The following is a 13,278-nucleotide window of genomic DNA, read 5'->3' on the forward strand; positions in this document are numbered from 1 at the left end:
ATAATCCGTTTTTCCCTATCTTTTTTTAAGACGTTGATGGTACTTTTGTAGCAAAGTTATTTATAATTAGTCTAATTAAAGATATGTCAACTCGAAAAATTTTATTTGCCTGTTTGTTTTTTTTATTTACGTTTGTATCATTTTCCCAGCAAAATCAAGGCTTTATGGTGTCTGGAAAAGTTGTTGAAAATTCTGGAGAGACAATTCCGTTTGCAACGGTTATTATTGAAAAAACGGATTTAAGTGTGATTTCCGATGAAAATGGGAATTATATTTTCAAAAATGTAGCACCAGGAAAATATGCTCTAAAAATTTCCGCAATCGGGTTTGCAGTTCAGAAAAAACAGATCGAAGTTTCGGCAAGTAATTTAGATGTTTCGATTAAAATGGAAAGTGAATTGCAAGAGTTAGAAAGTGTAACTGTACTTGGAAGATCTCAAACAGAAAAAGTAAATAAACAAGCTTACAGTGTAACTGCAATAGATGCTAGAAAGCTTCACAATTCAACTTTAGATTTATCTCATGCATTAGATCGCGTTTCGGGTGTGCGTAACCGTGAAGCGGGTGGAGTAGGTTCTAGATCGGAGCTTTCGATTAATGGATTTTCAGGAAATCAGATTAAAGTTTTTATTGACGGAGTTCCGATGGATAATTTTGGATCTTCTTTTCAGATGAATAATATTCCGATCAATTTAGCTGATCGTGTAGAAGTTTATAAAGGTGTTGTGCCAATTTGGTTGGGTGGAGACGCTTTAGGCGGAGCCATTAATATTGTAACAAATAGTAAACCTAGAACTTTTATTGACGCTTCTTATTCGTTCGGATCATTTAATACACATCGTTCAAGTATTAATGCTGGATATACTGCAAAAAGCGGTTTTACAACAGAAATTAATGCTTTTCAAAACTATTCAGATAATAATTATTGGGTAAATGTTGATGTCGCAGATTTAAATACTGGAGCTTATTTTCCGAACCAGAGAGTGAGACGTTTTCACGATAAATACCGTAATGAAACCGTGATTTTCAACATTGGAATAACTGGAAAAAAATACGCGGATAAATTAATGATCGGATTTACCGGTGGTGAAAACAAAGCAGATATTCAAACCGGAGCCAGAATGGTAAGCGTTTTTGGTCAGATTTATAGAAAAGGAAGTATTGTAATGCCAACTTTGAAATATCAGGTTAGAGATTTATTTACAAAAGGGCTGAATGTAAATGTTACAGGAAATTACAATTTTGGTTACGAACAGAATATAGATACTGTTTTTAGAAGATACAATTGGTTTGGCGATTATAAAGAATATGATGGCGATGGAGGAGAAAGAAGCCGAACACTCCGCAAGTTTTACAATAATAATGGTGTGGCAACGGCCAATGCTACTTATACACTTAATGACAGACATTCGTTTATGGTCAATAATACGTTTAATACGTTTGATCGTAAGGAAAGTGACGAATTAGTTCCAGAATCTTTGGTGTATAAACAGCCTAAGAAAACGCAAAAAAACGTTTTGGGATTAGGTTATAAATTAGATTACAATCAAAAATGGAGTACTTCTTTATTTTTAAAAGATTACTCATTAAAAACTACTTATTCAAGAAGTTATAATCCGTCTGGAAATACAGGAGATATTGCTTATCAAAAATATGTAGATCACACTTCTACAACAGGATATGGCGCTGCTACGAGTTATTATTTAAGACATAATCTTCAGATTAAAGCTTCTTATGAAAAGACTTATAGACTTCCAACTCCAGAGGAAATCTTTGGTAATGTCAATGACAATTTAGAAGGAAACCTTTCTTTAAAACCTGAAACAAGTAACAACTACAATTTAGGAGCAAGCTATCAGACAAGTTTTAATGAAAAAAACGCCTTGTCATTTGATGTGAATCTTTTGCATAGAAATGCCACTGACTTTATTCGTGCGACATTAAACAATAATCAAACCATGACCACAAATGTCAACCAAGGAAAAGTGACGAATTATGGTATTGATGGCGAAATTAGATATTCATACAGCAATCGTTTTACAGCTGGTTTGAATACGACTTATCAAAATATTCGAAACATGACCGAATATGAGCCAGATCAAAATTATGTATCTCCATTTTATAAAGACAGAATTCCAAATATGCCTTATTTGTTTGGAAATGCAGATGCTACAATGTTCTTTAATAATGTTTGGAAAAAAGGTAACAATTTGTCTGTAGGCTATAATCTGCTATATGTTCACACGTATTATTTGTCATGGCCAAGCATGGGAAGCAAGGACAGTAAACTAGAAATTCCGCAACAATTCAGCCACGATTTAAATGCGGTTTATACAATGGCAAACGGAAAATACAATATCGCTTTAGAATGTAAAAATCTTTTAGATAATAAGCTTTACGACAATTTTTCATTGCAAAAACCAAGCAGAGCTTTTTACATCAAGTTTAGATATTATTTCAGTAAATCAAACAATTAATTTTTAATACAAATACATAATACAATGAAAAAAAGTACCACATTAGCTTTATTATCAGCTGTTTTAGCTTTTACAGCTTTTTCTTGCAGCAGTGATTCTGATAAATCAGGAGGAGAAACTGGCGGAGGAACCGATACTGGGAAAACGAAATATATTATTACTGCAACAACTGGAGCTGCAGGAATTGCAGATTATTTATTGACTGCAGACGATGTTTCAACTGGAACAATTACAACTACAGGAAACGGATTGGAGCAAGACGGAACGTATCGTTACTATATTACAGCACAAAATAATTTCTTCAGTTTGCTTTACGGACAAGGAAATCCAGGAGCTGTAACAACTTATAATTTAAATTCAGAAGGAAAATTAGTTAAGAAATCTGATTTTCAAGCGGAAACTGTACATGTGTTCGCGGCTGTAAATACGGATATTTTGACAGTTAAAGTTCCAAGAAGCGGTGCTTCAATTGCTTCAATGTATAAAATTGATGCTGTAAACTCACTTATTACGGGTGAAGCTCAACAAGATACTAAAGTATTAGCTGGGAATGGAGAAAGAGCTTTCTTTACTTGGGCAACTCAAGTGGGAGAAAAAGTGTATATGCCTTATATGAGTATTAAAGGAGACGGAGTAGATAACTTTGGAACTGCAAATCCAGATAGTACTTGGGTTGCGGTTTATAACTACCCAGAATTGAAATTAGAAAAAGTAATCAAAGATAACAGAACAAGTTATTTAGGAGCTTATTTCACAAACGGATTATTTCAGGATGAAAATGGAGATGCTTACGGTTTCTCAGGTGCAATCGCTACGAGCAATTCTGTAATGACTTCTACAAAACCTTCAGCTGTTGTTAAAATCAAAAAAGGAACTACAGAGTTTGATCAATCGTACTTCTTTAACGTTCAAGAAAAATCTGGCGGATATAAAATTTCTTCTACAACTTATATTTCAAAAGGTAAATTCTTACTGTTAATGTACGGAAATGTTGGAAAAAATAGCGGAACTGTAAAAATGGCAATTGCTGATGTTTACAACCAAACATTTACTTGGGTAACAAATGCTCCAGAAACATTAACTTCTGTAACAAGCCGTTACAACATTACTTCAGAAGATGGAAGTTCTGCAATTGTGGGTATCAATACTCCTGACGGAAACTGGATTTACTCAATCAACGGTACAACTGCTGTTGCAACAAAAGGTATGAAAGTTGAAGGCGGACAAATTACTGCAATTCAAAAATTGAAATACTAATATTTTTTTACTGTAAGTCCTTATTTTATGAGGGCTTACAGTTTTTTCATTTATCCTATTTATCTATCCAATTATGTTTTCTTCTTCAAAACCGAATAATAAGAAAAAAAGTAAAAAGTCGCTTTTTAAGCGTATTATGGCCTGGCTGCATTTGTGGCTCGGTTTGGCATCTGGAATCATTGTAGTAATTGTCAGTCTAACAGGCTGTATTTATGTTTTTGAAAATGAAATTAAAGATTTTATTGAAGACTGGCGTTTTGTAAAACCTCAGAAAGAAGCATTTTTGCTGCCTTCGCAATTAGTCTCAATTGCTGATAAAAAAATGAAAGACAAAAAAGCTACAAGTGTCACTTTTGGCGCAAAAGATGAAGCTGCAATTGTTGGTTATTTTGTGGAGAAAAAAGAAGAAGGCGAAAAAGGAGAACGAGGAGAGAAAAGAGGAGAAAGAAAAAAAGACTTTGCTAAAAACGGAAACGGAAAAGGAAAATTTGCTGAAAAAGGCAAAGGAAAAGGAAAGGGAGAAAAACCTAAAGGAGGCCGAAGATCTGGAACTTTTATCAGTGTTTACATGAATCCGTATACAGGAGAAATATTAAATGTAAAATCTGTTTCTAGAAGTGATTCGCCAGATTTTTTCAGATGGATATTAAACGGACATCGCGCCTTATGGCTTCCTTATGATATTGGAAGACCAATCGTTGGAGTCGCAGTTTTGATTTTTGTAGTGTTATTAATTTCGGGTATCGTTTTATGGTGGCCAACAAAATGGATTAAATCTATTATTGATAAAAGTTTTAAAATTAAATGGGATGCCAGCTTTAAACGTGTCAATTATGATATGCATAATGTGCTTGGCTTTTACAGCTGTATATTCCTGTTTTTTATTTCCGTAACGGGCTTAGTATGGAGTTTTGGATGGTGGAGTAAATCATTGTATTGGGTCACATCTGGAGGAAAACCGTTGACTGAAAACCGTGAATCTCCAAAATCTGACACAACTAATGTGAAGGAATTCAATATCACAACAGCAGATAAAGTTTTATTGAATTTAAGAAAAGAAAATCCGCAGGCATCTGGAATTTTAATTAGTATTCCCGCAAAACCTGCAGACCCAATTGGAGCTTTTGTTTACAAGCAAAAGAATACCTATTACAATATGGATCGTTATAGTTATGATCAGCAGAGTTTGAAAGAAATCTCGATTAAAACGCCTTTTTCGGGAAAGTATATTGAGGCCAATATTCCAGATAAAATCCGACGTATGAATTATGACATTCATGTTGGAAGCGTTCTTGGATTAACAGGGAAATTTATTGCATTTTTTGCCAGTTTAATTTCGGCGAGCTTACCCATTACAGGTTTTATTGTTTGGTGGGGAAAACAGAAATTTGGTAAAAAGAAACCTGCTGCACAACCAAAAACAGCAAGCAAAGCAATTCCTGTCCCTAAATTGAAAAATACAGCAGAACAAGAAGTTACTGCTTAAAGATATTGAAAAGGTTTTTTCATTCCTTTTTTTTTTTTTGATCAAAAGGCAAAACTTGTAAAAGTTTTGCCTTTTTTTATTTTAGTTATAACCGTTTGCTTTTAGCCATTCTTCGCAGTCTCTGGTCCAGAATTTATTAGTGTCGCTAATGCCTAAACCAAATCCGTGACCACCTTTTTCGTAGATGTGTAATTCCGCTGAAACGCCATTTTTCTTTAATGCTAAATAATAGTTGATGCTATTTTCTGGAATAACTACAGTATCATCTGTAGCATGAATTAAGAAAGTTGGAGGCGTTTGTGCGGTAACTTTCTTTTCGTTTGAAAATGAATCTATTAACTCTTTTGAAGGATTGTTTCCAAGCAAATTGATTTGAGAACCTTTATGTGTGATTTCGTTTTCCATTGAAATTACTGGATAAATCAGCAACGAAAAGTCTGGACGAGCACTTACTTTAAAAGCAGATTCATAAACTTTGTCATCGTAATGCGTTGAAGCTGTAGATGCTAAATGTCCTCCAGCTGAAAATCCTAAAATTCCAATTTTATTAGGATCAATATTCCATTTTGCTGCATTTTGTCTTACATAGCGAATGGCTTCCTGAGCATCTTGTAACGGACCAACATTTTTATTTTTCATCGTTAAATCAGTTGGCATGCGGTATTTCAATACAAAAGCTGTAATTCCTAAGCTATTGAACCATTCAGCTACTTTTGTTCCTTCTTTGTCAAATGCCAAATGTGTGTAACCGCCTCCTGGACAAATCACAACAGCAGTTTGATTTCTTTTTGTTTCTTTCGGAATAAAAATGCTTAAAGTAGGTACAGAGACCTGACTTGTACTTTGCATTTTTCCATCTTTCAGTTCTGGTTTTTCTTTATAATCAGGAGCTTTTATTTCATCAGGAATTTTATTCCACAACGGAATTACCTGATTTTGCGCGTTAACGGTAAATATTCCCGAAAATAGAAAAAAACTAAATGTAATTTTTCTTAAAGATTGTGTTTTTGTATTTTTCAATTTAATTATAATTATTTGGTTTACAATTAGTTGTTTTGTTTAGGTTCTAAAAATGAGAGAACTAAAAAGGTTTAATAAAAATAGGTAAAAATAAGCGTTAAAAGTATCAAGTTTAGGACAATTTTACCCCATAAAAAGGATAATTTTAGCCTATTGGCTTTTAACAAATATATTGTTTAATGTGTAATTTTGTATTATTTTTTTTGCTTAATATGTTTATTTAGTCACTTTAAATAATTTTATATATAATTTATTTGGATTATACAGATTAAAAACTATATTTGTGCAATCGATTACATTATTTCTTTCATAGAATGTTAATTTGTTGATTTTAATATTTTTAGAAAGATGTAAATAGAACTATCTCACAATTACCAAAAATTACAAAACTATAATCTCAACTTACTATGAATCAAACCGAAACCGTTGCAGTAAATCAGAGTGTTAAAACTACCGGTAAATACCGTTGGAGTATTTGCGCCTTATTATTTTTTGCAACTACGATCAATTATCTGGACAGACAAGTGCTTTCTTTAACTTGGAGCGATTTTATTGCACCAGAATTTCACTGGACAAACAATGACTACGGAAATATCACTGCATTGTTTTCTATTTTTTATGCAGTTTCCTTACTGTTTGCTGGAAGATTTGTGGATTGGTTGGATACTAAAAAAGGATTTCTTTGGGCAATCGGAATTTGGTCTGTAGGAGCTTGCCTTCATGCATTTTGTGGAATTGCTACTTCAGGAATTATTACAGGAGAATGGTTTGTAGGGTTTCATGGTTCAAAAGAAATAATCAGTACAATAAGTGATACAGCTTTGGTAATCAATGTGAGTGTGGCGCTATTTATTTTTGCTCGTTTCGTTTTAGCAGTTGGAGAAGCAGGAAACTTCCCCGCAGCAATTAAAACTACAGCAGAATATTTTCCTAAAAAAGACAGAGCTTTTGCAACAAGTATCTTTAATGCAGGAGCAACAGTTGGAGCTTTAGCTGCACCAATTACAATTCCGTTTATTGCAAAATCTTTCGGTTGGGAAATGTCTTTCATTATTATTGGTGCTTTAGGATTTGTTTGGATGGGATTTTGGATGTTTATGTACGATAAACCAGAAAAACATTCAAGAGTAAGTGCAGAAGAATTAGCTTATATTCAGCAAGATGATATTGAAGATAGTAAAATAGGTTTTAAGCCTGAAGCTAAAGGAAAAGTGTCTTTGGCAGATTGTTTTAAATACAAACAAACGTGGGCGTTTGCGTTTGGTAAATTCATGACAGATGGTGTTTGGTGGTTCTTTTTATTTTGGACTCCAGCGTATTTAAGTTCTGTTTACGGAATGGATTCTACAGAAGCTGCATTCCCATTATTTGTACTTTATTTAATTACATTATTGTCAATTATTGGTGGATGGCTTCCAACGTTTTTCGTAGAGAAAAAAGGAATGAATCCGTATGAAGGAAGAATGAGAGCGATGCTAATTTTTGCATTTTTCCCATTATTAGCTTTAATCGCACAACCATTAGGTTACATTAGTTACTGGGTTCCAGTAATTATTATCGGAATTGCAGGAGCAGCGCACCAATCTTGGTCAGCAAATATTTTTACAACAGTTGGAGACATGTTTCCTAAAAAAGCAATTGCAACCATTACAGGAATTGGCGGTTTAGCAGGTGGAGTTGGTTCAACTTTAATTAATAAAGGATCGGGAGTTTTGTTTGATTATGCTAAAGAAACAGAAATGGTTTTTATGGGATTTAAAGGAATTGAAGCGGGTTATTTTATTATCTTTTCAATTTGTGCAATTTGTTACTTAACTGGTTGGATTGTAATGAAATCACTAGTTCCTAAATATGCTCCAATCACTGATCTATAAAGAAAAATTAGCATAATTGAAATAATTTTTCGATTTCAATTATGCTATTTAAATATAAAAATATAATTTTGTGCAATCGATTACATTAATTTAAAATTATGACAAAATATAGTTCAAGATACGCGTCAAGTCCAGAAGCAGTAAAAAAATATGATACACAGCAATTGAGAGAAGAGTTCTTAATTGATGACTTAATGCAGGAAGATGAAGTTGTATTGGTTTATTCGCATTACGACAGATACATTGCAGGTTCTGCAGTTCCTGTAAAAGGCGATTTAGCTTTAGAAACTATTGACCCTCTTAAAGCTCCTTATTTTTTAGAAAGAAGAGAATTAGGAATCATCAATGTTGGAGGAAGCGGTTCGGTTGTGGTAGAAGGAACAACTTATGAGTTAGGTTTTAAAGATGCTTTGTATATCGGAGCTGGAAATAAAGAGGTGGTTTTTAAAAGTTACGACAAAAACAATCCTGCTAAATTCTATTTGAATTCTGCACCAGCGCACACCAATTATCCAACTAAAAAAGTAAGTTTAGCTGAAGCGAATAAATTACAATTGGGAACTATGGAAACGGCAAATCACCGTACCGTAAACCAAATGATTATAGGAAGTGTGGTGACCACTTGCCAATTGCAAATGGGAATGACAGAATTGAAACCAGGAAGTGTTTGGAATACAATGCCGGCACACGTTCACGATCGTAGAATGGAGGTTTATTTTTATTTGGATATTCCAGAAAATCAGGCAGTTTGCCACTTTATGGGGCAGCCGCAGGAAACAAGACATATTTGGATGAACAATCATCAGGCAGTAATTTCTCCGCCTTGGTCTATTCACTCAGGTTCTGGAACTAGCAATTACACTTTTATCTGGGGAATGGCAGGTGAGAACTTAGATTACGGAGATATGGATGTTTGTAAAATCACTGATTTGAGATAAGATGACAAATTTATTTGATATAAAAGGAAAAGTTGCCTTGATCACAGGAAGTACGCACGGACTAGGGATGGCAATGGCAAAAGGATTAGGTCAGGCTGGCGCTACAATTGTGGTTAACGGAAATTCTTCTCAAGAAAAAATTGACAATGCTGTAGCAGAATTAAAAAGTGAAGGCATCAATGCGGTTGGTTACAAATTTAATGTAACAGAAGAACAGGAAGTAAAAACTGCTGTTGCGAAAATCGAAAGTGAAGTTGGACCAATCGATATCTTGATCAATAATGCTGGAATTATTAAAAGAATTCCGCTTTTGGATATGGAAGTTTCAGATTTCAGAGAAGTAGTTGATATTGATTTAGTAAGTCCGTTTATCGTTTCTAAGCATGTTGCAAAAGGAATGATCGAAAGAAGACAAGGAAAAATCATCAACATTTGTTCTATGATGAGTGAGTTGGGTAGAAATACCGTTTCTGCTTACGCTGCTGCAAAAGGAGGCTTAAAAATGCTGACTAAAAACATGGCAACAGAATGGGCAAAATACAATGTTCAGATTAACGGAATCGGTCCTGGCTATTTTGCTACAGAACAGACAAAACCAATTAGAGTTGATGGGCATCCGTTTAACGATTTCATCATCAGCAGAACTCCTGCAGCAAAATGGGGAGATCCAAGTGATTTAGCTGGAGCAGCGATATTTTTATCATCAAAAGCAAGTGATTTCGTAAACGGTCACATTTTGTATGTTGACGGCGGAATCCTTGCAACAATCGGAAAACCTTCAAACGAAGAATAATTTTCAAATTATATTTTAAAAGACATGAGCCAGAAATTCATACACGATAATTTTTTATTAGAAAATAAATATGCTGAAGAGTTGTACCATAATTACTCTAAAAATCAGCCCATTATTGACTATCATAATCACTTAAATCCGCAGTTTATTGCCGAAGATAAAATCTTTGATAATATTACACAAGTTTGGATTAATGGTGACCACTACAAATGGCGTGCAATGCGTACATTAGGAATCAACGAGCAGTTTGTAACTGGAAATGGTTCAGATAAAGATAAATTCTTAAACTGGGGAAAAACAGTTCCGTACACAATGCGTAATCCGTTGTACCACTGGACACATTTAGAATTGGCTCGTTATTTTGATATTTATGATTTATTGAATGAGAAATCTGCAGAGAAAATCTATATCGAAACTTCTGAGAAAATAAATTCTCAGGCGTACAGCACGCAGAATCTTCTTAAAAAAGTAAATGCTGAATTAGTTTGTACGACAGAAGACCCAATTGATTCGTTAGAATTTCACCAGAAATTCGCGAACAATTCGACTGGAATCAAGATGAGTACTGCTTTCAGACCTGATAAAGCCATCTTAATTGCTAATGATGGTTATAATGCATATCTGGACACATTAGGGGATGTGTCCGGACTTGCAATTAACACTTATGCTGATTTACTTTCGGCATTAAGAAAAAGAATTGAATTCTTTAATGCAAACGGCTGTAAATTGAGTGATCACGGTTTAGATCAGATTTACTTTGAAAACTTTACAGAAAGTGAGATCAATGCTATTTTCAAAAAGAAAAGAGAAAACGGAGAATTGTCTCCTGAAGAAGCATTAAAATTCCAAAGTGCTGTTTTGATTTTCTTATGCGAAACATATCATGAATTTGGATGGGTACAACAGTTTCACTTAGGCGCGTTGCGTAACAACAATGCACGCATGCACAGAATCTTAGGCCCAGATACAGGATGGGATTCTATTGGAGATTATCCACAGGCACAAAAACTGTCAAGCTTTTTAAATGCTTTAGATAGTAAAGATAAATTGACTAAAACTATTATTTACAACTTAAATCCTGCTGATAACGAAGTTATGGCAACAATGATTGGAAACTTCAACGATGGAAGTGTTCGCGGAAAAGTACAATTTGGTTCTGGATGGTGGTTTTTAGATCAAAAAGACGGAATGACAAAACAATTGAACGCGCTTTCAAACATGGGCTTAATCAGCTGTTTTGTTGGAATGCTTACAGATTCAAGAAGTTTCTTATCGTTCCCAAGACACGAATATTTCAGACGTATTCTATGTAATCTTTTGGGAGACGAAATCAAACGTGGAGAACTTCCAAACGATATGGAATGGATCGGAAAATTAGTTGCCGACATTTCATACAACAACGCAAAAGAGTATTTCAAATTCTAATTTTTTTAACCATTAAGGCATTAAGAAAATTAAGTTTTGGGTTTAAATAGTTACTTAATAATAAAAAGATAATTAAGCGAGTAGGCTTAATAAACTTAACCTTTAATCGCAAAGAGAACATAAAGTAAAGCTTAATTTTCTTAATGCCTTAATGGTAAAATATAAAGATATATGAGTAGAGTAGTTGCATTTGGAGAAATCATGCTGCGTTTATCGACAGAGAGACATTTACGTTTTTCGCAATCTACAGCATTTGGTGCTACGTATGGTGGCGGCGAATTCAATGTTTGCGTTTCGCTAGCGAATTATGGTTTAAACGCTGAATTTGTAACCAGATTACCTGAAAACGAAATTGGTTTTTCGGCATTAAAAGAAATGCGAAAAATGAATGTCGAATCTAAAAACATTGTTTACGGAGGAGAACGTTTAGGAATTTATTTCTTAGAAACTGGAGCAGGAACTCGCGGAAGCAATGTAGTTTACGATCGTGCGCACAGTGCCATGTCAACAATCCAAAAAGGTATGGTTGATTGGGAAAAAGTGCTAGCTGGAGCTGAATGGTTTCACTGGAGCGGAATTACACCAGCAATTTCAGAAAGTGCAGCTGAGGCTTGTTTAGAAGCTATTAAAGTCGCTCATAAATTAGGAATTAAAATTTCATGCGATTTAAATTATAGATCAAAACTTTGGCAATATGGAAAAACGCCAAGCGAGGTAATGCCAGAAATGCTGAAATACAGTAATGTGATTTTGGGAGATATCGATACAGCGTATTTCATGCTTGGAATTCCAAAAGTAAATCCGAATTATCAGGATGAAAAATCGCTTCCAGCAGTTTACGATAAATTGTTTGAATTGATTCCGAATCTGAAAATTGCAGCAACTACGCTTCGTTATTCTGTTAGCGCTTCTCACCAGAGAATTGGCGGAATTTTATACGACGGAAAAGCAATTTACAGTGCAGCCGTTAAAGAAGTTACTCCAGTCGTTGATCGTGTAGGAAGCGGTGATGCTTTCATGGGGGGATTAATTTATGGTTTATTAGAATATCAAAATAACAATCAAAGAGCATTAGATTTTGCAGTTGCGGCGTGTTGTCTAAAACATACTATTGCTGGAGATTACAACTTGGTTACTTTAAAAGAAGTGGAAAATATGATTGATGGTGATGGTTCTGCATTAGTATCAAGATAATTTTAAATAAAAATGGCAAAATATTCAAGAATTGAAGTAGCTCAGACAATGAAAGATAATGGTATGGTTCCGTTGTTTTTTCATTCTGATATTGAGCTAAGTAAAAAAGTTTTAAAAGCGTGCTACGACGGCGGTTCCAGATTAATGGAATTTACAAGTAGAGGTGATTTTGCGCATGAAGTTTTTGGAGCTTTAAACAAATACGCTTTAGCAGAACTTCCAGGAATGATTCTAGGAGTTGGTTCTGTGACAGATGCGGCTTCGGCTTCATTGTACATGAGTTTAGGAGCAAATTTTATTGTAACACCAGTTTTTAGAGAAGATATAGCTATAGCTTGTAATCGTAGAAAAGTACTTTGGTCTCCAGGCTGCGGTACTTTGACAGAAATTGCAAGAGCAGAAGAATTAGGTTGTGAAATTGTAAAATTATTTCCAGCTGATATTTACGGACCAGAATTCATAAAAGCGATAAAAGGCCCGTGTCCTTGGACGAATATAATGCCTACAGGAGGCGTTTATCCAACGGTTGAAAGTTTGAGTTCATGGCTAAATGCAGGCGCAACTTGTGTTGGTTTAGGTTCACAATTGATTTCAAAAGACATATTAGAAAACAAAGATTTCGACGGACTAACTGCAAAAGTGAAACAGGTTCTTGATATTATAAAAAACATTCGAAAATAAATAAGGAGTAATCATGCCAACCCCTTATTTTAATAAGTTTTTTTTAGATTTTTAGAGATTGTAATAGAACATTACGCTTGAAAAATTTAGCTCGCCATTCCTCACAGCAAGCTCAATTTTACTCAATCGGGTG

The 13,278-nt window shown here is 34.4% G+C and carries 10 protein-coding genes; 9 read left to right on the forward strand and 1 reads right to left on the reverse strand.

The annotated features are described in order from the left end of the window. Positions 1 to 164 precede the first annotated feature (164 nt). The 3 genes from DM444_RS18835 to DM444_RS18845 all read left to right on the forward strand — a co-directional run bounded on the left by DM444_RS18835 (position 165) and on the right by DM444_RS18845 (position 5,220). Complete coding sequence (locus DM444_RS18835; protein ID WP_239455721.1) at positions 165 to 2,477, forward strand: TonB-dependent receptor; 2,313 nt, start codon at positions 165 to 167, stop codon at positions 2,475 to 2,477. A gap of 24 nt (positions 2,478 to 2,501) precedes the next feature. Then, entirely contained in the window at positions 2,502 to 3,734 is a 1,233-nt protein-coding gene (locus DM444_RS18840; protein WP_111289486.1) for a DUF4374 domain-containing protein, read from the forward strand. 73 nt (positions 3,735 to 3,807) lie between these two features. Next, on the forward strand, positions 3,808 to 5,220 hold the full coding sequence (locus tag DM444_RS18845; protein ID WP_111289488.1) for a PepSY-associated TM helix domain-containing protein: 1,413 nt from the start codon (positions 3,808 to 3,810) through the stop codon (positions 5,218 to 5,220). Between the two features lie 81 nt (positions 5,221 to 5,301). Here DM444_RS18845 and DM444_RS18850 read toward each other — a convergent pair whose 3' ends face one another. After that, a complete protein-coding gene (locus DM444_RS18850; protein ID WP_111289490.1) occupies positions 5,302 to 6,240 on the reverse strand; it encodes an alpha/beta hydrolase in 939 nt (312 codons plus the stop codon). Between the two features lie 407 nt (positions 6,241 to 6,647). On the opposite strand from DM444_RS18850, the gene DM444_RS18855 reads away from it, so the two are divergent. The 6 genes from DM444_RS18855 to DM444_RS18880 all read left to right on the forward strand — a co-directional run bounded on the left by DM444_RS18855 (position 6,648) and on the right by DM444_RS18880 (position 13,145). Then, positions 6,648 to 8,114 (forward strand): MFS transporter, encoded by a 1,467-nt coding sequence (locus tag DM444_RS18855; protein ID WP_111289492.1) that lies wholly within the window; start codon positions 6,648 to 6,650, stop codon positions 8,112 to 8,114. 98 nt (positions 8,115 to 8,212) lie between these two features. After that, positions 8,213 to 9,052, forward strand: a complete 840-nt coding sequence (gene kduI, locus DM444_RS18860; RefSeq protein ID WP_111289494.1) for a 5-dehydro-4-deoxy-D-glucuronate isomerase — start codon at positions 8,213 to 8,215, stop codon at positions 9,050 to 9,052. Position 9,053: 1 nt separating this feature from the next. Beyond that, complete coding sequence (locus tag DM444_RS18865) at positions 9,054 to 9,845, forward strand: gluconate 5-dehydrogenase (RefSeq protein ID WP_111289496.1); 792 nt, start codon at positions 9,054 to 9,056, stop codon at positions 9,843 to 9,845. A 24-nt stretch (positions 9,846 to 9,869) separates the two neighbouring features. Next, the gene (uxaC, locus tag DM444_RS18870; protein WP_111289498.1) at positions 9,870 to 11,270 is read left to right on the forward strand and encodes a glucuronate isomerase; all 1,401 of its coding nucleotides are present in this window, start codon (positions 9,870 to 9,872) and stop codon (positions 11,268 to 11,270) included. Positions 11,271 to 11,441: 171 nt separating this feature from the next. After that, positions 11,442 to 12,464 (forward strand): sugar kinase, encoded by a 1,023-nt coding sequence (locus DM444_RS18875; RefSeq protein ID WP_111289500.1) that lies wholly within the window; start codon positions 11,442 to 11,444, stop codon positions 12,462 to 12,464. Positions 12,465 to 12,476: 12 nt separating this feature from the next. Further along, entirely contained in the window at positions 12,477 to 13,145 is a 669-nt protein-coding gene (locus DM444_RS18880; protein ID WP_111289502.1) for a bifunctional 4-hydroxy-2-oxoglutarate aldolase/2-dehydro-3-deoxy-phosphogluconate aldolase, read from the forward strand. Positions 13,146 to 13,278 lie beyond the last annotated feature (133 nt).

The sequence above is a fragment of the Flavobacterium ginsenosidimutans genome, from assembly GCF_003254625.1.
GTDB lineage: Bacteria > Bacteroidota > Bacteroidia > Flavobacteriales > Flavobacteriaceae > Flavobacterium > Flavobacterium ginsenosidimutans.

What these genes read in the sequence shown, in the direction of transcription:
- uxaC (WP_111289498.1), top strand. Translation starts at nt 9,870, where the DNA reads ATGAGCCAGAAATTCATACACGATAATTTTTTATTAGAAAATAAATAT.
- DM444_RS18840 (WP_111289486.1), top strand. Translation starts at nt 2,502, where the DNA reads ATGAAAAAAAGTACCACATTAGCTTTATTATCAGCTGTTTTAGCTTTT.
- DM444_RS18865 (WP_111289496.1), top strand. Translation starts at nt 9,054, where the DNA reads ATGACAAATTTATTTGATATAAAAGGAAAAGTTGCCTTGATCACAGGA.
- DM444_RS18855 (WP_111289492.1), top strand. Translation starts at nt 6,648, where the DNA reads ATGAATCAAACCGAAACCGTTGCAGTAAATCAGAGTGTTAAAACTACC.
- kduI (WP_111289494.1), top strand. Translation starts at nt 8,213, where the DNA reads ATGACAAAATATAGTTCAAGATACGCGTCAAGTCCAGAAGCAGTAAAA.
- DM444_RS18875 (WP_111289500.1), top strand. Translation starts at nt 11,442, where the DNA reads ATGAGTAGAGTAGTTGCATTTGGAGAAATCATGCTGCGTTTATCGACA.
- DM444_RS18880 (WP_111289502.1), top strand. Translation starts at nt 12,477, where the DNA reads ATGGCAAAATATTCAAGAATTGAAGTAGCTCAGACAATGAAAGATAAT.
- DM444_RS18835 (WP_239455721.1), top strand. Translation starts at nt 165, where the DNA reads ATGGTGTCTGGAAAAGTTGTTGAAAATTCTGGAGAGACAATTCCGTTT.
- DM444_RS18845 (WP_111289488.1), top strand. Translation starts at nt 3,808, where the DNA reads ATGTTTTCTTCTTCAAAACCGAATAATAAGAAAAAAAGTAAAAAGTCG.